The following is a 23335-nucleotide window of genomic DNA, read 5'->3' as shown; positions in this document are numbered from 1 at the left end:
ATTTGTATGTAAATTCTGCTTAAGCACTTTTTCTGAGTCAGTTGGTGTAATGAGGAAAAACGCACAGGGCAGTGACGTGTTTTCATGAGAAGAAGCATTGAAGCGTAAGCAAAATCTCTTTTTGGTGTTCAAGGTAGTATAAGAAACATTTCCTACCCGCAAATGAAAAATGATCGCGCTCAGAGCGTGCGCCAATACCTACCTTATCATGTCTGCGGTGTGAGCATCTTCGTATTATTAAACGTTGGCACCTTTGTGCTGCACACGAATGATATCAAAAGTTTTCCTGATATAACGGGGGTCTCATGCCTAAAGAAGTCAAAGATTATTTGCACTTGCTCGATAAACCGTTGAATGAAGCAGAAGCACCGCAGGCTCGTAACTCTTCGCTGGGTGAAGATGCATTATGGCATATATTGTATTCACTAGGGCGCGATAATACGAATCCAGATAAACGCAAGTGTTATTGGGGGCTTGTGCTGGCAGTACGAGACCGTATGCTGGAAAAGTGGGCAGTGGCACAACGGCAGTATTATGAGAATGATGACAAGCGGCTGTACTATCTCTCGCTTGAGTTTCTCCCCGGTAAATTTTTACGGGAAAACTTACTTGCTTTAGGCTTAGAGAGTGAAGCGCACGATTTTTTACGTGAGCAAGGTTTCTCGCTCGATCAGGTTGTCGATGTCGAATGTGAGCCGGGGCTGGGTAATGGTGGTCTAGGCAGGCTCGCTTCATGCTATATGGATTCAATGGCAACGTTAGGACTACCTGCATATGGATACGGTATATTGTATTCATACGGTTTGTTTAAGCAGGAAATACGCAACGGGCATCAAGTGGAGTTGCCGGACAACTGGCTGCATGAAGGTAGCCACTGGCTCATTCCGCGCCCTCATGGTCTATATCCCATCCGTTTCTATGGTGAAGTGCATGAGTGGTTGGATGATGAAGGTGTTCTCCGGCACGATTGGCGCGGTGGTGATATTGTCATGGCGATGGCAAATGATTTGTATGTGCCGGGGTATCGAAATGGACACGTTAACTGCATCCGTCTGTGGGAAGCCCGTCCGTACAAAGAGTTTGTGCTAAGCTGTTTCAATGCTGGTGATTATATTGGCTCGGTGCAGGAAAAGATTAAAGACGAAAATATTTCGATGGTGCTGTATCCTAGTGATGATGCACCCGAAGGCAAGACACTGCGTCTGAAACAACAGTATTTCTTTGTGGCGGCAACTATCCGCGATCTTATCCGTCGTTTTAAAAAACTTGGTAAGCCGTGGGATCAGTTACCGGAAAAAAATGTCGTTCATCTTAATGAAACTCATCCTTCCATAGCCATTCCTGAATTGATGCGCGTTCTGCTGGACGAAGAATTGTTAGGCTGGGAAGAGGCATGGTTCATTTGTCAAAAACTTTTCGCATATACCAACCACACTATTTTGCCGGAAGCGTTGGAAACATGGCCGGTTGATTTGATGACACGGTTGCTTCCTCGCCACATGCAGATCATCTATGAAATAAACAGGCGCTTCCTCGAAGAAGTCCGGCTTCATTTTAGAGATGAACCAGACTTGCCGTCCCGCGTGTCGCTGATCTCCGACGGTCCCGTGCAGAATGTTCGGATGAGTCATCTCGCAATCGTTGGTAGCTTTAGTGTTAATGGTGTATCTGCACTGCACACCAAAATTTTGAAAGATCGTGTGTTCCATGATTTCATCCGAATCTTCCCATATCGATTCAACAACAAGACAAATGGAGTGACGCCGCGCAGATGGTTGCGGCAATGCAATGTTTCGTTGTCATGGTTGTTGAGCGAGCATTTGAATTGTGGTTGCGACTGGGTAAAAGACCTTGAGCAGTTAGAGCGTATTCGTGATCTCACAGAAAATGAAGGATTCAGGCATGACTGGGATCAGTGCCGACTGACAAATAAAAAGCGTCTTGCGGACTATATTGAAAAGATGAACGGCATTACGGTCAACCCACATAGTATCTTCGACGTACAGGTGAAACGATTCCATGAATACAAGCGGCAGCTTCTCAATATCTTACATATTATCTCGCTCTATAATCATATCCGTCAGCACCCTGAAGTTAAGATGCAGCCGCGTACCTTTATCTTTGGCGGCAAGGCAGCACCAAGCTATTGGATGGCAAAAGATATTATCTACCTTATTAATTGCGTTGCCAGACGAGTAAATTCTGACCCGCATACACGTAACTATTTGAAGGTAGTGTTTTTAGCTAATTATAATATTTCGCTGGCACAGATGCTTGTTCCTGCCACAGATGTTTCTGAACAGATATCAACGGCAGGCTTTGAGGCCTCCGGTACTGGTAATATGAAATTTGCCCTGAACGGTGCGCTTACTGTGGGAACCAGAGACGGTGCTAATATCGAAATAGGTGATCGGGTCGGCGCAGATAATATTTACCTCTTCGGCTTATGTGAAGACGATGTTATCGACATGCGCAACCGTGGATATGATCCGTGGGAAATATACAAGAATGACAGTGAGATTCGTGAAGTGCTGGATATGATTAATTCAGATCAATTTACTCCGGGTAACCCGACAGCATTCAGCAGTATCTTTAATTCACTTCTTAGCGGTGGTGATCGGTTTATGGTCTTGGCAGATTATCGGGCGTATGCAGAAACACAAAAACGCATCGCTCATGAGTTTGGTGACAGGGACTTATGGATTAAAAAATCGATTCTTAACACAGCCGGAATGGGATTCTTTTCCAGTGATCGAGCTGTGAAAGAATATATGGATGAAATCTGGGATATAAAACCGGACATGTAAAAAAATGCCCCGCAGCACAAAACTGCGGGGCATTGCATTATCTATCAGGGTAAAACGCTATTTTACAAAAAGCTTGAGGAAACGTTTTTTACCAAGTTTGATTACGTATTCACCGGCTGGAAGAGCGTCTTCAGCGTTGCACTTTTCACCATCAATGGAGAGTGCACCCTGTTTCATAAGACGACGTGCTTCGCCGCGTGATTTGGTGAGCTTTGCATCTGTAAGGAATACAGGAGGCATCGAAGCGTCACCGGATTCACAAGTATGCTCTGGCATCTCGTCAGGAAGCTGACCTTTTGCGAATACAGCGTTGAAGCCTGCACGTGCTTTAGCGCCTTCTTCTGCACCGTGGTACTGCGATACGATATCTTCAGCGAGTTCTTCTTTAACGACTTTCGGGTGAAGTTCACCGGACTCTACTTTAGCTTTGAGGTCTGCAATTTCTTCGAGGGATTTCAGAGAAATAAGCTCGTAGTAGCGCCACATAAGTTCGTCAGAAATAGACATGATTTTGCCGAACATATCTTTTGGAGCTTCGTCAATACCTACGTAGTTACCGTAGGATTTAGACATCTTACGCACACCGTCGAGACCTTCGAGAATAGGCATAGTCATGATGCACTGCGGCTCCTGACCTTCCTGAGACTGTAGGGTACGACCCATGAGCAGGTTAAACTTCTGGTCAGTACCGCCAAGCTCAATGTCAGACTCAAGTGCAACGGAGTCATAACCCTGAACAAGTGGATACAGGAATTCATGGATAGCGATAGGGGTGTTGCCCTTATAACGCTGCTCAAAATCGTTACGTTCAAGCATACGTGCTACAGTAGAGCGGGATGCAAGACGGATTAAGTCTGATGCGCTGAATTTGTCGAACCACTCGGAGTTGAAGCGAACTTCAGTTTTTTCAGGATCAAGAATCTTGAATACCTGCTCTTTATATGTTTCCGCATTAGCGAGAACATCTTCACGAGTGAGTGGAGGACGGGTGTCGGAGCGACCGGACGGGTCACCGATCATGCCGGTGAAGTCACCGATAAGGAAGATAACGGTGTGTCCGAGTTCCTGAAAGTGACGCAGCTTGTGGATAGCAACACTATGACCAAGGTGCAGATCAGGAGCAGTCGGGTCAAAACCCATTTTTACGCGCAGAGGTTTGCCTTTTTCGAGCTTCTTTTTAAGCTCGTCAGCATCAATAAGTTCAGCACAGCCACGCTGAATGATTTCGAGCTGTTTTTGAATATCCATAATTCTCTCTTTTACAAAAAAATATGTTGTAGCTTGGTGTCTCTTACAGAGAATTTGTGAATTGTCAAACTTCACAAAATTGTTATATCAGTATGAGCCTTCGGTTCTACCATGAGATGCAGAGTGCACGTTCTTTCCTCAGGGCAGAAGCATAACAGAATGACAGTAGATTATTGGAAAAGAACTTGTCTGAGTTACTCTCGAATAAGTTCAATATCTGTACATAGTCCTGATTCATCATCAATATCAAGGTACAGACCGTTAATATGCGGTGTCCCTTTTGCAACTTTGAAGCGTTGCGGCAATCCTGTCATAAATCGCTCGATAATGACTTTCGGCTCCATGCCAAGACATGATTCTTCAACGCCGCACATTCCGGCATCTGTGAGGTAGCCAGTACCTTTTTCCAGAATCATAGCGTCGGCAGTCTGCACATGGGTATGCGTACCAATCACGCAGGAAACCTTGCCATCTACATAAAACGAGAGTGCTTTTTTCTCGCTTGTAGCTTCTGCATGGAAATCGATAATGCGGATGCACACATCGTCTGGGATTGATGCGAGAAGTTCATCTACTTTTTTGAACGGGCAGTCTATGTCATCCATAAAAGTGCGCCCGAGCAGATTCATTACCGCAATTTTGCTGCCGTTATCCAGTTCATGAATAACAAGTCCATGACCGGGAGCGCCGTGCGGGTAGTTGGCAGGGCGGATGAGTCGCGGCTCTGTGTTGAGCAGGTTATACATCTCTTTGTGTTTCCAGATATGGTTGCCGGAAGTAAGAATGTCTATACCTGCATTAAACAGTTCGCGCATGGTATCGCCAGAAAGCCCGATGCCGCCGGAAGCATTTTCTCCGTTAGCAATCACAAGGTCTGCTTTTTTTTCTTCTTTGATAGAAGCAAGGCGTTTTCGCAGGATAAGCCTGCCCGGTTTGCCTACAATGTCACCGAAAAATAAAATTCGCATGAGGTTTCCTATACTTTAAAAAAAGAGTACGTCAACAGGTGTACCCTCGTAGATACCTTCACTATCTGCACCTATGCGGACAACGCCATCAGCTTGCAACATGGTTTTCAGCAGACCGGATTTTCCAAGAACTGGAGTCGCTACCGTTGTGCCGTCTTTTTCGCTGACACTGACGCGCACATAGTCTTCGCGTCCCGGTTTAGACGCTACATTGCGGCTGATAATTGCCTGTTTTGATGCCCATCGTGTCTGGTCGAAGGAGGCTGTGTCCCCACCGAGGTATCGTAAAAATGGCATGCCGAGGATAAACATGACAACCTGTGCAGAGGCAACTTGCCCCGGAAGTCCCCATATAGCTTTGTTGCCGCATTTCGCCAGAATGAGCGGTTTCCCCGGACTGATTGCAACACCGTGGTTGATGAGTTCTGCGCCTTCGATTTTTTCGATAGCGCTCACGGTAAGGTCACGCACACCGACAGAGCTACCACCGGAAAGGAATACAACATCATTCTCTTCTAGCGCTTTTTCAAGCGCGGCCTGTAGCGAATCAAGCTGGTCTTCAACTAGTCCATAGGCAGTAGCGGTTGCACCTGCACGGCGTGCACAAGCTGCAAGAGTGTAGCTGTTCACATCGCGCACTTGTCCAACAACGGGTGTTTCTTCTATCGAGACAAGCTCATCCCCCGTTGAGATAATACCGACTTTAGGAGACGTAGTAACAGCAACCTTCTGGATGCCGAGCGCGGCAAGCATGCCGATCTCCTGAGGTCGCATACGGGTTCCTGCTGCTAGTACGGAGTTTCCTGTGGTGGCATCTTCGCCTTTGAGCATGACGTTTTCATATGGGGCAAGCGACTTGCGGATTTCTATAGTTCCAGCACCGAGGGATTCGGTGTGCTCTACCATAATAACAGCATCGGCGCCGTCAGGTAGAATGCCACCAGTAACAATTCCCGCACATTCTCCACTTTGCAGTGTAAACGATGCTGGCTTTTCAATATCGATGTCGCCCACTGATTCGAGGTATGCCGGATTTGCCTCTGATGCGCCAAAGACACTGGAAGCGTTTACTGCGTAACCATCCATGCATGAGCGGCTGGCAAGCGGTAAGTCTTCTGTTGCGATAATATCGTTCGCAAGTACGCTGTTATCTGCTTCTTCAATAGAAACAGTTCGCGTCTGCAAAGGTGAGAAAGAGTGGAGTGCTTGAATGAATTCTTGAACGCTAAGCACATTGAAGAAATCTTTTTTCATAATAAATCCTCGGTCAGTTGTAACAGCGCGGACAGCTTGGTGAAACATGCGCAACAGTTTGGTGACAGACTTTGTATCTATAGTATCCCTACTGGCAGATAAGACCTCAGGGTCATCTAATTGCACCAGCAGGTGCGAATTTTGGTTTGTACTCTACCTATCCTGCGCTGCTTTGGCATTGACTAACTCAGCAGTATACGGACTTGGCAAAAAAGTGAGCAGGATATGCAGGCAGGGTAGCCTGTAACGGTATGTGGTGCAAGGCTGTGCTGGCAATCGAAGAGACTCTTTGGGTAGTAATAAAAAAACATCCGTCTGAACTAGGGGAAAAAGGAAGGTACGAAGTTCTTTTTCTCCAAGTACAAACGGATGTGCGGTGCATTTTAAACGCCTCTTCGGGAAAAGAGGCGCTTAATTATGGGATAGGACGTGTAATAAGCAAAATTTTTGTCTGGAAGCGTAGGGAAACACGCGGTGTATTGCTTAATACCGGTATGGGAAGCTACCAGCGTCCTTAGGATTCATTATAAAAGAGCAATTCCTTGCTTAATAAGCCCCGCAGCAATCAGCCACATAATAATGCAGACTGTGCCATCGAGAACTCTCCATGAAGAAGGCTTGCGGAATAATGGTGCAAGAGCCTGTCCTCCAAAAGCAAGAGCGCCGAACCAGATTGCGGAGGCGCAAACGCCGCCGATCCAGAAATATAGTTTGCCGTTACCAATAAATTGTCCGCCAAGTGATCCCATCAGGACAACAGTGTCCAGATAGGTATGCGGGTTTAAGAATGTAACAGCCAGTGTTGTCAGTATAACACTGCGCAAAGAGCGAGTTGCATCTGATGTTGTTGTGAGCGCCCCCGGTTTACAGGCAGACCTGAAAGCACAGAATCCATACCAGAGCAAAAACGCAGCGCCAAAAAAAGTGGCAAACATTTTTACTTCCGGTGACGAAGCAACAATTTGTCCAATGCTGAACACACCAAGCCCGATTAAGAGCATGTCGGATGCAATGCACATAAGTGCAATAATAAGGTGATGGTTTTTGCGAACACTCTGTGAGAGTAAAAAGGCATTTTGTGCCCCAATCGCCATAATTAAACCACCACAAGTACCAAATCCTTGAAAAAACGGAGCGAGCATAGCTTTCCCAATCCTTAGCTGCATTTAAGCTAGTAGTTCGTAATCAATCTGAAAATGCAGAAGGCGTCCCTTCAGCAGAAACATGGGAAGGTCAGTGAGCGCTGTGACAGCAGGATGCGCTCAACACCCCGCTATTACATCTGGAACCTGTTTGCGGATATATATGTAGAAGAAAAAATGTCAGAAGTGAAATTCATTGTTTTGATGTTACATAAGTTTTGCTAATGTAGGTTCATGATTGATTACAAACAGCTTGAAGCCTTTGCTTCCGTAGTAGAAAATGGTGGGTTCGAAAAAGCCGCAACTGTGCTGCACATCACGCAATCTGCTGTTTCGCAGCGAATCCGATTACTTGAAGATAGAATCGGCGCAATGCTCATTGTGCGTTCTACTCCGGTTCAGCCTACAGCTATGGGACAAAAATTATTAGGGCACTACAAACAGGTAAGCCTTATGGAGCATGATCTGTTTGAAGATACTCTGGGAAGAACTGTTGCCGACTATATAACCGTACCTGTCGGGATTAATGCCGACAGTCTAGCAACGTGGATACCGGATACCTTGCAGGAGCTTTTGACCACAACGAACATTCTTGTGGATATCAGGTTGGGAGATCAGGATAAGACGCACGATATGTTGAAAAATGGTGAAGTGGTGGGGTGTGTCAGTTCGCAGCCTGGTCCTATGCAGGGCTGCAAAACAGTATACCTTGGTAAAATGGTCTATATTTGTTGCGCCACGCCGGACTTTGCCGCCCATTGGTTTCCTGAAGGTTTTGTGCCGGAAGCTGTGCGCGCTGCTCCTATCCTTACCTATGATCGCACGGACGAAATGAACAACGAAATGTTGATGCGGTACGGCATTCGAGCAGGGGAATTTCCTACACACTATGTTCCTGATTCACATATGTTCGTGGATATGTGTAAAAAAGGACTTGGGTATGGAATGATTCCAAGTTTGCAAATTGAAGATGAACTGAAAAATGAGCAACTGGTACCAATAGTCCATGACTACTCTGTGACAGTACGTCTCTACTGGCATTGCTGGAATTTGCAGACGCGACATATCATGATGCTCACCGACGCTTTTGAAAAAGTAGCAAAATTACACTTGTCCCGTTGATTTTATAACGCTTTCGTGAGGGATAGCGTATCAGGCTGCTAGCTGGATTTGAAAAAAGTGAAAAGTGTTAACACTTCTCTGTACAAACTGCGGAATCACAATTACCTGTATCAGGTGCCTATTGCTGCCGCACCCGCTCGAAAGATTGACCGCAGTTCAGAAAGAAGAAACGGCATTGCGAAAAAAAGTTGGTAGACCTGCTGGCTACCGATTTTGTGCCGAGCCTTTTTCAAGCAGCTGTTCATAAGCGTATTTCAATCCGAAGGTACGGGTATCGCCAACAACCTTGTTGTAATGGCTGTTTGCGTGTCTAGTGGGCATGTGTTATATTTCACAATATAACTTGACGTATTAAATTAAAAAAACGCTATGTCCTGACGATAGCATATCATATGAGACTATATGATCCGTTTTTTATCGGGTCTACAATGGGAGGATGAATGACTCAGCCTTTTAAAGATGCCATTGGCATTTGTAAAACTATTATGCGTAACGGTTTCGATGCGTATGTTGTAAACGCACAGCTTCAGCGTGAACTGCTTGAAGGTGCTAACGAAACTGAACTGGATATTGCGTGCGAAGCCCCGTTTGACGAAATCCAGCGCATGTTCCCTAACGTAACTGCTGGCTCTGAGCGCGGCGTTGTTGCTGTACTGAAAGAAGCTGATATTACGTATCGTTTTTATCCTACTGATGTAGAAGATGCTTCTCATCCAGAAGAAAGCATTGCCCGCATTACACCACATCTGCTTAAGCGTATGGAAGAAAAATACGGTAGCATTCCTACTCAGTATGCTTGTCCGTATGTTCCGGGTGCCGAAGCGCAGGAAGGTTTTGAAGACCTCGCTACTGGCGTTATTAAATTTTCCGGAATTCCAGATGAAACTCTGCGCCGCAATTACCTTCTCGGTATTCGTGCGTTACGTTTTGCTGCTAACTATGATCTGCCGGTTGAGAAAAATACATGGATTGCCATTGTTAAGGGAACATCCCGTATTCTTGATTATGTGCCGTCTCATAGTATTATGGAAGAATGGCGTAAGGTAGAAGCAGAAAACATGTGGCGCTTTGTGGAACTGTTATTTGATTCCATGCTGCTGCATGGTCTGGTTCCGGAATTGGCTGCACTCTCTCGTTGTACTCAGATTAAAAATGAAGACACTGGCGAAGAGCAGACCGTATTCCAGCATACCATCGATACTATGCGTCATTACCCAGAAGAGCTGCCGTATGACTGGTTTGGCACCTTTGCAATTCTGTTCAGCAACGTAGGTAAATTGTACACAGCTGAATATAATGACGAAACATGGACTTTCAACCAGTTCTGCCGTGTTGGTGCAAAAGTTACCCGCAAAATTATGGGACGTTTGTCCTTCCTGCCTCAGGATATCGATCTTGTTTGCCATCTTGTTAAGCATCACCAGTTCTTCCACAGTATGCTTACTGATAAAGGTATCCGTCGATTCCGTGCTCTTAACGAGTACCCGCGCCTTATTGAAATGGCGCGTGCTGACGTTAAAGCTCGTGAAATTGCCTTTACTGCATTCAACCACAACATGAAATGGCTTGAACGTGCAGATACTCCTGAGCAGATGGTTGAGCCGTTCTTGAACGGTAACGAAATTATGGAAGCTACTAGCCTTAAACCTGGTCCACATGTTGGACTGTTGCGTGAAGAACTGCTCAAAGCTCAGATTGAAGGCAAAGTAACTTCTGTTGAAGAGGCGATTGCGTTTGTACGCGAATACAAAATGTAGATGATTATTGCGCTAGACTAGCGCAACGCTGCGTTAATCAAAAAAGTTATTCAAACCGGACAACATGGTGTTGTCCGGTTTTTTTATTACTATACAGCAGCGTCAGTAGCCTGAGGTGTGGTGGAAGTAAGAGTTTCTGGAAGAGTAATTTTGAAATTATCTTTGCCGATAACTTCAATTCCAATTTGAATTTTTTCTCCAGTATTGAGAACAACTTCAGCGGACTGAGGACGTTCTTCTTCGTACGTGATGGAAGGCACATCTGTGCAAACTAATTCAGGATGAGTTTGCTGCAAAGCTGTTTTGATGAGTTCTGGAATAACTTGCTCAAGCTCTTCACGATCAAAGTCTTCTGATTCTTTTTCTTCAGCCTTTTTAGACTGGCTAGCCTGTTCAGTCTCTTTAGATTTTTTCTTAGGAGTGCGAGTTACATAGGCAACAATAAAAAATAAAAGTCCTAAGGCAAGACAGGTAAATGACTTTGAACTTTCTCCTGATGATATTGTGCCAAAGAAGCCAACCTGCATGAGAAGACCAAGCAGAACAGTAAGCTTGTGTATAAGTTTTTTAACAGATGTGGCTGCGCTGGATAAAAATGTTTTTCCTACACCAAACCATACAAGGGCAATACCCACAGGAATAAGCAAAAGAGATATTGCATTCCCTGTGGCTGCAAAGGCTCCACCACGGTTAATAATGATAAATAGTCCAATCAGCACCGCAAGCAGGCGGACACAAAAAAGGAAGATTTTAAGTAAAAATCTTCCAACTGTTGAGGTTGGTTTGCGCTGAGAGCTTTGGTTAGATCCAGATGTATCGTTTAACAATTGTGTATTGCAGTCTTTATAACTTTTTTTCATAGAGTCTCCAGCTTGTTGTACGCAAGAAGTGTGTATTTTTCTTGCGAAAAAATACAGCCACAGCAAGCTGATGAGCACTACATTGTGTTTATGCAAAAGTCGATGCTTATAAGCAAGAATATATCATTTAATTTACTGCAAAGTTGCAGGATTTTAATTTAGGGTATGTTTCTATATTGTATTTTATGCTTCCGTAATATTTTTTTCCTTAGTGCGTTATAAGCAAAAAAAGCCTAGCACCCGCGTGATACAGTGTATAAATATACCCTAGGACAGTCCGTTTCTTTTACATGCACCAGTGATTGCTGATGCAAAATTAAGACAGGAAGGTTTTATGAGTACTCGTAGACAATTTTTAGCCGGTGCAGCAGTTGTTGCCGGTGCATCTGTGATTAAGGCAGTTCCAGCGTATGCTTGGGATTTTACAATGGATAAAGGTATTATTTATACAGAAGATCAAACAGGAATGTGGAAAGGAAAGCAGAAGCTTCATGTTCCTATTATTGATACTAAAGATATGGATGTAGTTATAACTACACCGCACCCAATGAGCGAAGAACACTACATTGTGCGTCATACAATAGTTGCAGAAGATGGTGAAGTCGTCCACGCAAGAACATTCAGCTGGAAAGATGATCCGGTTTCGAAAGCCGTATTGAAGAAAAAAGGTAAGTACATAGCAACAAGTTTCTGTAACCTGCATGATCTTTGGACAAAAGAATTTACTTTGTAATATATGGAAAACTCAAAAAGAAAGGACTACCTGCTCAGGTAGTCCTTTCTTTTTTGTTTTACTCGGTAACCTGCCTGCAATAAAAACAGGGCAGAGAGAGAAAAAGATAATAGTAATAAACGAATATTGGTGATGGAAAATACTTTCAAGTATCTTTTAAAGAGATATTTGGAGGCATTTTCTAATACTTTCAAAGTGACATTACAGGGGAGTTGTAATCGCAGTCGAGAGGGCGTCCCTCTCGCGGGGTTGCAAGGGGCAGCGCCCGCTTGCCCGCCGGAGGCATCCCGATGAATGCCAAGCAGGCACATTGCTGCGTCACTTCAAAAAAGCCAAACTCTCATGTAGGTTTGACTACACTTCGATCTTGGCTTTTTCTTGTTTCTTGCACTGCACCTACTTGGCTTCATCGGCAGTTGAAGCCAAGTAGGCATCTTGAAGAATGCCAAGCAGGCATATTGCTGCGTCACTTCAAAAAGGAAACTCAATGTAAGTGACGCGCTATACCGCTTTGCATTGTTTTATCTTAAACAATTCTTGTTCCACCAATCCAGTGTGCTTTTACACGCCCTTTGAGAGTGGTGTTGAGAAATGGCGTATTTTTACCTTTTGACTGCATGGCATCTTCGGTCAGAGTCCATTCTTCGTTTGGATCGAAAAGGAAAAAGTCCGCAATGTCGCCTTCAGCAAAGGTGTTCAACGGAAGGTTGAATATCTCAGAAGGCTTCTCTGCCCACAGCTTGATGAAATCATCTTCAGTGATGGTGCCGTCTTCTACCTGTGTCCATGTAAGAGCTACTGCGCTGTCCATACCGGAAATACCATTTGGAGCACCTTCGATTGGGTGCTCTTTTTCGTGGTCGGCATGCGGGGCATGGTCGGTGACGAAGATATCAATGGTTCCGTCTTTGACCGCTTCTTTCATTGCAAGACGATCTTCTTCACTGCGTAACGGAGGATTTACCTTTGCAGCAGTAGAGTAGTTTTGCAGTGATTCGTCTGTGAGAAGAAGGTAGTGCGGGCATGTTTCAGCAGTAACTTTTACCCCTCTGGATTTTGCCCAGCGGATGAGATCTACAGACTGTTTGCAGCTGATATGTGCGAGGTGTACTGGAAGATGTAAAAATTCTGCCAGAAGAATGTCGCGTGCAACCTGCATGGACTCTGCAACGACTGGCTGACCTTTTACTCCGATAGCTTCGCTGACATCGCCTTCGTTCATGTGGCAGTCTTTGGCAAGAGTCGGGTCTTCGCAGTGGTCGATAACGGTTAGCCCGAAGGTTGCAGCATACTCCATGCAATGCCGAAACATTTCTGCACCGCCCACTGGGACACCATCATTCGAGATGGCAACGCAGCCAGCTTCTGCAAGTTCTCCCATTGGAGCAAGCTCTTTGCCTTTCAGACCGATAGTTGCTGCGCCGATTGGGTAGAGATATGGACCATTCGGCCATGTCAGCTGTGCCCGCTGTAACATTGCTTCGGTTACTGATGCAGAATCATTCGTCGGGTTGGTGTTAGCCATTGCCATAACACCACCAAAGCCACCATGAGCCGCAGCAGCAAGACCGGATTCAATATCTTCTTTATACTCAAAACCAGGTTCACGAAGGTGTACGTGGCAGTCGTAGAAACTTGGAAATACGATGAGACCTGATGCATCTACAATTTGGCAATCTTCAGGTGTTTCTGACTCGCCATGCGGTGTTACTGATACGATGGTCGATCCGGAAACAAGGATGTCTACAGGCTTTCCGCGAAGCAGAGCATTGGAAATACATATATTCATCACGGCTATGCTCCTTTGTCTTTTCTGGTTGCATGGAGATACAGGATAGCCATACGGGTGGCGACACCTGCGGAGACCTGATTAAGTACGCGGCTGTCTTTGCAGTCAGCAAGATCGGAGGCAATTTCGAGACCGCGGTTCATAGGGCCGGGGTGAAGAATTTTAGCGCCTTCTTTTGCTAATTCCATATGATTTGCTGTGAGACAGAACATGCGTGCGTATTCACTAAGATCAGGCAGAAGCCCTGCTTGCTGGCGTTCCAGCTGCAAGCGAAGGCACATAACTGCATCAACTCCTTCCACAGCTTTGTTCATGTCATGAAAAACTTCTACAGGCCATGTGTGCACCGTGTGTGGAAGTAAGGTTCGCGGAGCACATAATCGAACCTTAACACCCTGACGGGTTAAAAGGTTGATGTTGGAACGGGCAACACGACTGTGCTTAATGTCGCCAAGGATGAGAATAGTCTTCCCTTTGTACTCGTTGTTCCATGCTCTGCGAAGCGTAAAGTTATCCAGAATCGCCTGTGTAGGGTGGGCATGGCATCCGTCTCCGGCGTTTACGACAGCGCAGTCGAGACGTTCTGCAATGAATTGTGCAGCACCATTTGCTCTGTGGCGAAGGACGATAACATCCGGATTCATGGCTTCAAGAGTGAGGGCAGTGTCTTTAAGACTTTCACCCTTTGTCAGACTTGAACTGCTGCTGGAAAGTGAAAATGTGTCGGCAGACAAACGCTTGCCTGCAACGTCGAATGAAGTTTTTGTCCGCGTGCTAGGCTCTGCAAAGAAGAGCACAACGCTTTTACCCTTGAGGGTCGGAACCTTCTTAATAGGGCGCTGGTTGATTTCGTGAAATTGCTCGGCTGTATCGAGAAGATGAGAGACTTCTTCGAGTGACAGCTGACTAACGTCCAAAAGGTCTTTGTGCGGCCAGATGAAGTGTTTTTCTTGTGGCATTTCATGTTCTCTGGTTTGCGGGCAACGCCCATGATTGTTGAATGACTAAAAGTCGTTCGGCAAAATAGCGTATTGGAATCGTTTGCCTTTCGACAACGTTCCAAGTTCATTCGTAATGCCCAGCGTTTTTGCACCTGCTATTGTAAGCATACGCAAAAGAGCACCGGTAGGTATATCGAAATTATCGCGCAGGTAGCGCGCTTCATTCCAAAGGTTCAGGTCATGGTTGGAAGCAAGGCTGTCTGTACCAATGGTAATCTGGAGCCCAGCTTCCAAAAAATTACGTACAGGCGCTGTTCCGACTCCGATAAGTTCATTAGAGCGTGGGCACAGACATACGGTTGTTCCGGCTTTCTGCAAAATCGAAATGTCATTTTTTGAACAGTGAACGCAGTGAACCGCAAGAGTTGCTTCATCCAGCAAGCCAAGATGCTGTGCATACGGGACTGCACTCATCCGTGGTGGTTCAAAGTCTTTTGGCAAGACCCTGCGCGAAAGCTGTTCTTTAAAGCGTCCTGTACCTTTCGTAAGTAACTCATCTTCGCCCGGATGTTCTGCCAGATGGACAGAAAAATACCGCTCATGAGAGCGGCACCATTGTTTAGCAACAACCAAAGCATCAGGACTGGTTGAATAAAGAGCATGACCGGAAAGAGTCATCCATCGATCTTTAGCTTCGGGTGGCAATGCAGCAGATGCAGGAGGGAATAAGTCATCAGCTGATAAGGTGCCGTCAGTAAGATTCGGGAAATTGTATCCGAAGACTTCCAATTGAATATGGCAACTGAGGTTCTGTGCCGTAACTGCATCAAAGACAGCTTTCGGGGCGCGTCCGTTAACATCAGCAATATGTGCTGTGCCACTTTCCTTCATTTCTGCAACAGCGGAATCAAGGCTGTGGGCGTCAACAGGAGTTGCCATATGCGGCAAGGCAGATTCAATCCATGTTTCGAATCCTTCGCCGAATGTAGCTTTGCCTTTAAGGTGCGCAAGCTCCAAGTGGTTATGGCAGTTGATAAGAGCGGGGGTCAGAGTCACATCGCCCAAATCTTCTGCTGGTATTGTGTATTGTTTTGAAAAGTCGTTGAACGAAAGAACGTCCACAATAGTTGAACTATTGTGGACGATAACTCCGTCTTCAATTACATCAGGAAAAGAATAATACCCCGAATCTGTTCGGGGGGAAGTATTATGGCCTTCCATAGTAAGGATGCGACGTGCGCGGATGGCATTGAGCATTGAAAAAATAGTATGGTTGTATGTGATTAATCATTTGGCGTACTGCCACACATTCAAATCACATATGTTCTGTTTTTTGTAAAGAAGAGAATGAGTGCTGTGCTGTTTTGTTTCTATCTATTTGTCTTTTCGTGGGAAAGTTAGATGTTGGTATTTTTTGCATGGCTGCAAAGGTGTTTCGGGCTACGTAATTTGAATTGTTTGTGGTGTACATTCCGGTAGATGGAGAGCCTTTTTCTGGTGACTGATAGGGGCATACGAGACATAAAAATATTTGACTATAAAGCTCACGGCAGGGACATTATCATGAAGTGTTTTGTATCGACTGCTCTGCATTTTTCACCTCAGAATAGCTGGTGGACATAAGGAGCAAGTCTGCTTTTGTACCGCAGGAGAGCGTTATGGAATTACAGGATGTTTCGGTAGCACCACAAGCGGCTGCCCCCGTGGGCGTATCCGAAAAAGAAATTATAGACAATTTGCTTCAAGGCACAGGCGTAACCATTAACGGCACTAACGACTGGGACCCGCAATTTTATAGTTCAGAGGTCATCAGTCGGGTACTTGCCAAGGGGAATCTTGGGCTTGGTGAAGCATATATGGATAATCTATGGGATGTCCCAAAGCTTGATGAATTCTTTTACCGTGTCGTCAAATGCGGGGTAGAAAATAGAATTAAACCGGCTAAGCTGCTTTGGCATTCAGCCCGTTTTAAATTGTTGAATCTCGAGACAGTGAAACGTGCAAAGCGGATAGGTGAATTCCATTACGATCTTGGAAATACATTTTATCAGTCCATGCTCGATAAATACATGGCGTACAGTTGCGGATACTGGAAGGACGCTGCAACACTTGAGCAGGCACAGGAAGCAAAGCTTGAATTGATTTGCCGTAAAATAGGGCTGGAACGGGGAATGCGTGTGCTGGATATAGGCTGCGGATGGGGCAGTTTTATGCGGTATGCGGCAGAGCGGTACGGCGTAGAATGTGTGGGGCTAACTGTTTCCGCAGAACAGGTTAAGCTAGGAAGAGATATGTGCAAAGGGCTGCCTGTTGAATTTCGTCTGAAAGACTACAGGAAAGAAACCGAGGTTTTTGACCGTGTAGTCAGTGTTGGAATGTGTGAGCATGTGGGGCGTAAGAATTATCGAACATATATGAAGAAAGCGTGCGAATGTTTGAAGGATGACGGTTTGTTTTTATTGCACACAATCGGAAAGCGACTGAGCACATCTATGCCTGATCCCTTTATTTCCAAATACATTTTTCCTGTAGGACAGGTTCCAGCGCTTGAATGGTTGACGCAAGCAGCGGAAGGGCTGTTTGTTCTTGAAGATTTGCATAATTTTGGCGCTGACTATGATACTACGCTGATGGCGTGGCATGAACGGTTCGAAGAAGCATGGCCGCAATTTAAAGATGAACTTGGGGATCGTTTTTACAGAATGTGGCGGTATTATCTGCTTTCCTGTGCTGGTGCTTTTAGAGCGCGGGATATTCAATTATGGCAAATGGTTTTCAGTAAGAACGGAATGGGCGGCGGTTATTGCTCTTGTAGATAGCAGTGCTTTTTTGGTACTGCCAATACATGAAAGATCAAATGACATATTTTTCCATTCTAGTCACATCGGTTGTACTCATTTCATGGGCAATAATATGCTGGCGCATGATTATGCCGCTCAAAGTGCGTCGCCTGACAAAGGTGTTGTTAGCAGGAACGCTATTACTTGGGCTTGTTATGCATCAGATTACCCGCATGTATGTTCGTGAGGGGCTTCCTGTTGAACTGCCTGCGTTTGTGCGGTGGGGAGGCTACCTTTCCTTTGGCTTTGTCTTTCTGGTAATGCCGTTTCTGATAGCGAAAGAAATTTTGCAGCTTTGGGGACGAAAAATTATTGCGCCGAAAGGTTCTGTGAACGGTGCTCGCCGTGCTTTTCTGCATAACGCAGGGAACGCTATTGTTATGGCTACAGCGTTGCCCATAACTGCGTTTGCAGTTGAAGAAGCGTTTCAGACGCCCGTTGTAAAAAAGAATCCGTTGCCAATCTCAGGGTTGCATCCTGATCTTGATGGAATAACCATTGCTCAGATTTCTGACTTACATGTCGGTTCTATTCTCGATAAGACATGGGTAGATTCTATTATGCAGCAAGTGCAGGGGCTGTATGCGGATATGATTGTTTTGACTGGCGATGCTATTGACGGTCAAGTCTCCCGCGTCGGAAAAGAGCTTGCATCATTGGAGACGTTGACTGCTCCGCTTGGAAAATTTTTTGTAACAGGCAACCATGAGTTTTATTCAGGTGTAGAGCCTTGGGTTGAGCAGATGCGCGCCCTTGATTTTACTGTGCTGAATAATGAGCATACGCTTGTGCAGAAAGGTAGCGGCGCAATGCTGGTAGCAGGTGTGTGGGATTACCACGGTGCACGGTTTGGAACAAAGTATACTTCAGACCCGTTTGCAGCCAAAGCTAACGCACCGGAGCATGATGTTTCTATTTTGCTGGCGCATAACCCTCGAAATATCTACCAAGCCGTGCAGGCAAAGTACGATGTACAGTTGTCAGGGCACACGCATGGTGGACAGTATTTTCCGTGGACATATGCTATCCACCTCTTCCAAGAGTATGTGGCAGGCAGCTACACCGTAGAGGATAGCCTGTTGTATGTGAATACGGGAACCGGTTTTTGGGGCCCTCCTATGCGGTTTACCGTTCCACCGGAAATTACGTTGCACACACTCAAACGTGCTTAAGTAAAAAGTTCATTATCCCAAATTGTTTCGAGGGAATAGGGGGAGTCATGCCGGGTGAATTCTTTTGCATCAAAGAGTTTAACCTTGGCATGAAGCTCCGATATTGCCGCAATATTTTGTGGTGTTAGCACCAACGAGCTTGCGGCGAAGTTATCTTGTATTCTTTGTGGCGTAGAAGAACTTGGAATAGCAGAAACTTCTAGTGCAAGAAGCCATGCTAATACCACTTGTGCGGTGGAAACCGTATGTTCGCTTGCAATCTGGGCAAGGATAGGGTGTGTGAGCAGTGGCGGCAGTTCCGAACCATCAGGATGCCGTAGTGTCGTATCCCTGCCGCCAAGTGGATAATAGGCTGTCAGCTGTATATGGTGGCGTCTGGCGTAATCCCGTTGTGCATGTTGCTGCTGGTATGGGTGCATTTCAATTTGGTTTACAGCAGGTTGAATATGTGCCGTTTCCATCAAATCTTTCAGCTTCGTTGTGCTGAAGTTGCTTGTGCCAATATCGCGGACGAGTCCTTTTTTGACACATCGCTCCATTGCTTGCCATGTCTCGGCAAGTGGAACTTCCTCTAATGTATAGTAGTCTTCGCTACTTGCAGGCCATTGCGTACCTCGTTTAAGTGCAATGGGAAAATGCATCAGATACAGATCAACATAATCTAGTCTCAGATTATGCAACGATTTTTTAAGAGCAGGCACAACATCATCCGGCTTATGTGCATCGCACCAGAGTTTTGATGTAATCCATAGTTCCTTGCGTGGATGCGTCTTCATTCCTTTTCGTAATGCGGCTCCGATGATGACTTCGTTACCGTCGATGGCTGCTGTATCAAAATGCCTGAACCCTATGCGTAGCGCTTCAGCAATGGCTGTCTCTAGCTTTTCTTCTGGAATATGCCATGTGCCGAAGCCGAGTGCAGGCATTTTTCTTCCCGTGCAGAGTGCATATGTTTTCATGCTACTCTCCATCCCATATATTTTCCACTGTGTATGGCGAATTGTGCAGCGTGAATATTTTTCCATCGATAATGCGCGCGTGAATATCCAGCTCTGCAATTGTTGCCATATCGGCGGTATCAAGCACAATTTCAGAACCGCGAAAGTTTTCTTCGATGCGTTCGGGAGTTACAGATTTAGGAATAGCGACGATGTTGAGTTTTAGAAGCCAAGCAATGAGGACTTGCGCAGTTGTGCACCCATATTTTTTAGCAATGGTCGCTATAAGAGGGTGCTTAAGCAGCGGTGGCGGAACTCTTCCGTCCTGTGTGCTTATCGGGGTTCCTATGGAACCGAGAGGGCAGTACGCTGTAATCGCGATATTATGCTTTGTAGCAAAAGCCACTTGCTCGCGTTGCTGTTGGTAAGGATGCATTTCTATTTGGTTTACGGCTGGCTGTATGTTTGCATCTTCAATAAGTACCCCAAGCTTGTGTGTACTGAAATTGCTGACACCAATGTTGCGTACAAGTCCGCGTTCAACACATTCTTCCATAGCGTGCCATGTGTCGATCAAAGGCACTTCTTTCAGTGTGAAATAATCTTTTTGTTTTTGGGGAAGCTCTACTTTCGGTTTGAGCGCAATAGGCCAGTGCATGAGGTATAAATCGAGATAATCGACACCTAGGTCTGCAAGGGTTTGTTGTAACGCTGGGAGAACTGCGCTTGGCTCGTGTGCATCGCACCAGAGCTTGGAAGTGATCCATAATTTTTTTCTTGGATATTTCTCGAATGATTTTGAAAGAGTAGCGCCAATATCGTCTTCATTACCGTAAATGGCAGCGCAGTCGAAGTGTCTATACCCCACCTCCAGAGCGTGGGTGATTGCGCGTTCTATTTTATCCGGTGTACTCAGGTACGTTCCTAGTCCCAATGCGGGCATATGGTCACCTGATGGCAGTTCAATATATTTCATACAACATCTCCGATACGAACGTGTCAGGGATTTCTAAAAGGTGCTTCCAGCATACCAGAGAAGTTGTGCTTGTAAATGCGATGTTTTTGCCTGAGCCGCAGAATAACCAGTACGGATTTACGTGGTGCAGGTATGCAGGCTAATATCTTAGAGTTAAAGAATGTTGTACGATGTAGTAAGCATCTAGTTGCCACTATGTATGATATTTGTGCCGTTTTTCTATCGATGCTATGCAGTTTTGATACATAAAGCCCGTCTATTGCAAGACGGGCTTTACTTTTTAGTTATGAAAACAAATAGTTCTTCTCCGCAGATGTTGTAGACAATGCGCAAAAACATGATCTATTAGAGCAGGTAGAAATATTCTTCTAAAAAACAATATGGTTGCTAACACATAATAATTGGAGATTGTTGATGTCACGTTTTGGAATTTCTTCTTTAAAAAAGCTTATTCAGAATAAAAACAGTTCGAGAGCACTAGTGGTTATGGCTGTGATTCTTGTGCTTCTGGCTGGTGTAGGTGTTACCGCAATTCGAACTCAAGTTGCCGATCAGCAGGTAATGCCAGTGAGTGGTGAAATTGCAAATGATGCAGAAATTGCGCCGTTAGTATTCAGATCAGCGTATTTTTCGCTGGAAAGAGAGTTGAATGACTCTGCGGTGGGCTGGGTTCCTAATGACCTGATGATTTCGCCGACGGCTTGGTTTGATAATAAAGAAAACTTACAGCGGGGAATCATTTTTGCGACTCGTGGTATTATCAATGTTTTTACGACCAACTTTGCCCGCAGTGGCTCCGGTGAGGAACTAAACAAGCATTTGTTGAAAGCGCAGACCTCCTCTTTTCCTTATGCGGAAGATGTTTGGATGTTTGCTTCTTCTGAGAGCCGTTACAAAGAAGGTATTAAATCTATTAATTCGTATTTGAAAGATTTGGAAAATGACAAAGCAGTTTTTAATGTCAAAACTGACGACTTGTATGTTCTTATGAATACCCTTGAGTCACTTATTGAAATGCCGCAGTCTCGTTTGAAAACAGGTGTTAAATCACACTTTGAAGCAGATGACGCTATCTATTTTGCAAAAGGTGTTTGTTTAGTTGTGCGGGATGTATTGAATACAGTTACCCGTGCTTACCCTGAACTCATGAACCGCGGTGGTAAACAGAACATTACAGTTGCTTTAGAAACATTAGACATCATTGCATTGTTTAATCCGCTGTATGTTTTTGCCGGTGGGAACAAAATTGGTGACTCCATGGCACCGAACCAGGTTCAGGCATTGGCTTCTAAACTTGATATTACTGCAAACAGATTGCGCGACGTTAAGCTTGCATTAGATAAGTAGATAGCAGCTGATGCTGTAACGTGAATAAATGTATTTTAGCAAAAAAAAGCCCGTCTCAAACGAGACGGGCTTTTCTAGTATGTGATCGGGTGACAGCAAGTCTTCTATAAACCCTGACGCTGCGCTTCTGCGCGGCGGAGGAATTTAACAGCACGATCAGGGAAGTCAGTGAATACGCCGTCTACATCAACTGTGTAGAAGAAGATGTCGAGCATATCTTCGTAGCTTGCAGCGTACTGTGGGATACGACCGTTATCGAGACGGAATGTGTATGGGTGAACTTCCATGCCGTTTGCATGAGCGTCTTTAACCATATCTGTGATGATGAGGTTGTCGCTTGTAGATTCGCTTTTCACGAGCATTGGTTTCCAAGGACCGATGCCGTCTGCGTATTCAGCAACTTTTTTCATGCCGTCTTTTTCGAACATCCAATCGTAGTTGTAAGGAATGAATTTGCCGTTTTTGAGAACCATGGTTTCATTCCAGCTAGTTTCAGCGATAAGCTGAACAACTTTTACGTCCATGCCGAGTTTAGGAAGAAGTTCTTTGCTGATACGTTTGGTTTCGATTGGGTCGAAGCACTGAACGTATACTTTGTCTTCTTTAGAAGTGTAGCCGTATTTTTTCAGAGTTTTCAGAGCAGCTACGCTGATGTCTTTGCCTTCAGCACGGTGGAACCAAGGAGCTTTGATTTCAGGGTAGATACCGATGTTTTTACCAGTAGATTTGTTGAGACCCTGAATGAGCTGAAGTTCTTCTTCGAAAGTAGGAACTTCGAAAGAAGATGTGAACATTGGGAAACGAGCGCTGTAGCCCTGTACTTTTTTGCCGTCTACAATTTTGAAGCCTTCAGTAACTTTCAAAGATTTGATTTCAGCGAGTGTAAAGTCAATTGCGAACCAGCGTTTGCTACCGTCAACCATGCGGAAACGTTTTGGGAATTTTTCCATAACGTTAGTGATGCGGTCAAGGTAGTGGTCATGCAATACAACAAGCTTGTCGTCCTTGGTCATTACCAAGTCCTGCTCGATGTAGTTAGGTTCCATGAAGTAAGCAGCAGCTTTAGCTTCAAGGGTGTGTTCTGGAAGGTAGCCGGAAGCACCGCGGTGGGCGATTACAACTTTTTCAGAACCTGCAAATGCAGAGCTTGCGCCTAATACCATGAGCGCAAGGATAAAAAATGTTAGCAACTTTTTCATAATAAACTCCTCTAAAATGTGATGGTGCTACATAACACAAAATATTGAAAATGCAACAGTGAGAGCGTTTACAGTTGAGGAGTTTTTCATTCTTTACAAAAGAAACCTGCATGAAGGTGTTGCAGTGCTGTGTTGTCTATCAAAAGGTATATAGAGTGGCTGTGTGCACTGTTTGAGTGTGCAATGAATGTGCAATACAAAAGCTGCATATGCTTCCATAGTATATGCAGCTTTTGTAAAAG

Annotated in this window: 18 protein-coding genes; 7 read left to right on the top strand and 11 right to left on the bottom strand. The window is 45.1% G+C overall.

Translation table 11 applies throughout. The annotated features are described in order from the left end of the window. Window positions 1–305: 305 nt before the first annotated feature. The gene (locus tag N4A56_RS08820) at window positions 306–2807 is read left to right on the top strand and encodes a glycogen/starch/alpha-glucan phosphorylase (RefSeq protein ID WP_293670847.1); all 2502 of its coding nucleotides are present in this window, start codon (window positions 306–308) and stop codon (window positions 2805–2807) included. A 57-nt stretch (window positions 2808–2864) separates the two neighbouring features. Here N4A56_RS08820 and tyrS read toward each other — a convergent pair whose 3' ends face one another. From tyrS to N4A56_RS08800, 4 genes are all read right to left on the bottom strand, one after another. After that, window positions 2865–4058, bottom strand: a complete 1194-nt coding sequence (tyrS, locus tag N4A56_RS08815) for a tyrosine--tRNA ligase (RefSeq protein WP_295546644.1) — start codon at window positions 4056–4058, stop codon at window positions 2865–2867. A 191-nt stretch (window positions 4059–4249) separates the two neighbouring features. Next, complete coding sequence (locus tag N4A56_RS08810) at window positions 4250–5023, bottom strand: TIGR00282 family metallophosphoesterase (protein WP_295546629.1); 774 nt, start codon at window positions 5021–5023, stop codon at window positions 4250–4252. A gap of 15 nt (window positions 5024–5038) precedes the next feature. Then, window positions 5039–6277 (bottom strand): gephyrin-like molybdotransferase Glp, encoded by a 1239-nt coding sequence (gene glp, locus N4A56_RS08805; protein WP_295546626.1) that lies wholly within the window; start codon window positions 6275–6277, stop codon window positions 5039–5041. Window positions 6278–6801: 524 nt separating this feature from the next. Then, on the bottom strand, window positions 6802–7419 hold the full coding sequence (locus tag N4A56_RS08800; RefSeq protein WP_295546624.1) for a LysE/ArgO family amino acid transporter: 618 nt from the start codon (window positions 7417–7419) through the stop codon (window positions 6802–6804). Window positions 7420–7653: 234 nt separating this feature from the next. Between N4A56_RS08800 and N4A56_RS08795 the strand changes: the two genes are divergently transcribed. Both N4A56_RS08795 and N4A56_RS08790 read left to right on the top strand, forming a co-directional pair. Then, complete coding sequence (locus tag N4A56_RS08795) at window positions 7654–8541, top strand: LysR family transcriptional regulator ArgP (RefSeq protein WP_295546620.1); 888 nt, start codon at window positions 7654–7656, stop codon at window positions 8539–8541. A gap of 440 nt (window positions 8542–8981) precedes the next feature. Next, window positions 8982–10298, top strand: coding sequence for an HD family phosphohydrolase (locus N4A56_RS08790; RefSeq protein ID WP_295546618.1), 1317 nt, complete (start codon window positions 8982–8984; stop codon window positions 10296–10298). Window positions 10299–10387: 89 nt separating this feature from the next. Here N4A56_RS08790 and N4A56_RS08785 read toward each other — a convergent pair whose 3' ends face one another. Further along, entirely contained in the window at window positions 10388–11158 is a 771-nt protein-coding gene (locus N4A56_RS08785) for a hypothetical protein (protein WP_295546617.1), read from the bottom strand. A gap of 334 nt (window positions 11159–11492) precedes the next feature. On the opposite strand from N4A56_RS08785, the gene N4A56_RS08780 reads away from it, so the two are divergent. Continuing rightward, complete coding sequence (locus N4A56_RS08780; RefSeq protein ID WP_295546615.1) at window positions 11493–11891, top strand: desulfoferrodoxin family protein; 399 nt, start codon at window positions 11493–11495, stop codon at window positions 11889–11891. 526 nt (window positions 11892–12417) lie between these two features. Here the strand turns inward: N4A56_RS08780 and N4A56_RS08775 are convergent. From N4A56_RS08775 to N4A56_RS08765, 3 genes are read right to left on the bottom strand one after another with little or no spacing between them, the layout of a single operon-like run. Next, a complete protein-coding gene (locus N4A56_RS08775) occupies window positions 12418–13680 on the bottom strand; it encodes a dihydroorotase (protein ID WP_295546643.1) in 1263 nt (420 codons plus the stop codon). A gap of 5 nt (window positions 13681–13685) precedes the next feature. Then, window positions 13686–14639: an aspartate carbamoyltransferase catalytic subunit gene (locus N4A56_RS08770; RefSeq protein WP_293670832.1), complete on the bottom strand. Its 954-nt coding sequence runs from the start codon at window positions 14637–14639 to the stop codon at window positions 13686–13688. Between the two features lie 45 nt (window positions 14640–14684). Beyond that, the gene (locus N4A56_RS08765) at window positions 14685–15842 is read right to left on the bottom strand and encodes an amidohydrolase family protein (protein WP_295546612.1); all 1158 of its coding nucleotides are present in this window, start codon (window positions 15840–15842) and stop codon (window positions 14685–14687) included. Between the two features lie 437 nt (window positions 15843–16279). Between N4A56_RS08765 and cfa the strand changes: the two genes are divergently transcribed. Together cfa and N4A56_RS08755 are read left to right on the top strand one after the other, a co-directional pair. Next, a complete protein-coding gene (gene cfa / locus N4A56_RS08760) occupies window positions 16280–17440 on the top strand; it encodes a cyclopropane fatty acyl phospholipid synthase (RefSeq protein WP_295546610.1) in 1161 nt (386 codons plus the stop codon). Window positions 17441–17478: 38 nt separating this feature from the next. Beyond that, window positions 17479–18633, top strand: a complete 1155-nt coding sequence (locus N4A56_RS08755; protein WP_295546608.1) for a metallophosphoesterase — start codon at window positions 17479–17481, stop codon at window positions 18631–18633. On the opposite strand, the gene N4A56_RS08750 is transcribed toward N4A56_RS08755, so the two are convergent. After that, complete coding sequence (locus N4A56_RS08750; RefSeq protein WP_295546606.1) at window positions 18630–19592, bottom strand: aldo/keto reductase; 963 nt, start codon at window positions 19590–19592, stop codon at window positions 18630–18632. The two genes, N4A56_RS08755 and N4A56_RS08750, sit on opposite strands and share 4 nt — an antisense overlap. A 1-nt stretch (window position 19593) precedes the next feature. After that, window positions 19594–20547 carry an aldo/keto reductase gene (locus N4A56_RS08745; protein WP_295546603.1) on the bottom strand — a complete coding sequence of 318 codons (954 nt, stop codon included), beginning with the start codon at window positions 20545–20547 and terminating at the stop codon, window positions 19594–19596. Between the two features lie 414 nt (window positions 20548–20961). Here N4A56_RS08745 and N4A56_RS08740 point away from each other — a divergent pair, with 414 nt between their 5' ends. Then, window positions 20962–21894 (top strand): DUF2333 family protein, encoded by a 933-nt coding sequence (locus tag N4A56_RS08740; RefSeq protein WP_295546601.1) that lies wholly within the window; start codon window positions 20962–20964, stop codon window positions 21892–21894. A 104-nt stretch (window positions 21895–21998) separates the two neighbouring features. On the opposite strand, the gene glpQ is transcribed toward N4A56_RS08740, so the two are convergent. Beyond that, window positions 21999–23093, bottom strand: a complete 1095-nt coding sequence (gene glpQ, locus N4A56_RS08735; protein WP_293670207.1) for a glycerophosphodiester phosphodiesterase — start codon at window positions 23091–23093, stop codon at window positions 21999–22001. Between the last annotated feature and the right edge of the window lie 242 nt (window positions 23094–23335).

The organism is Halodesulfovibrio sp. (genome assembly GCF_025210605.1).
In the GTDB taxonomy this organism is placed as follows: Bacteria; Desulfobacterota; Desulfovibrionia; order Desulfovibrionales; family Desulfovibrionaceae; genus Halodesulfovibrio.
The sequence above is the reverse complement of the archived record's forward strand: the minus strand, read 5'-3'. Positions and strand labels throughout refer to the sequence as shown.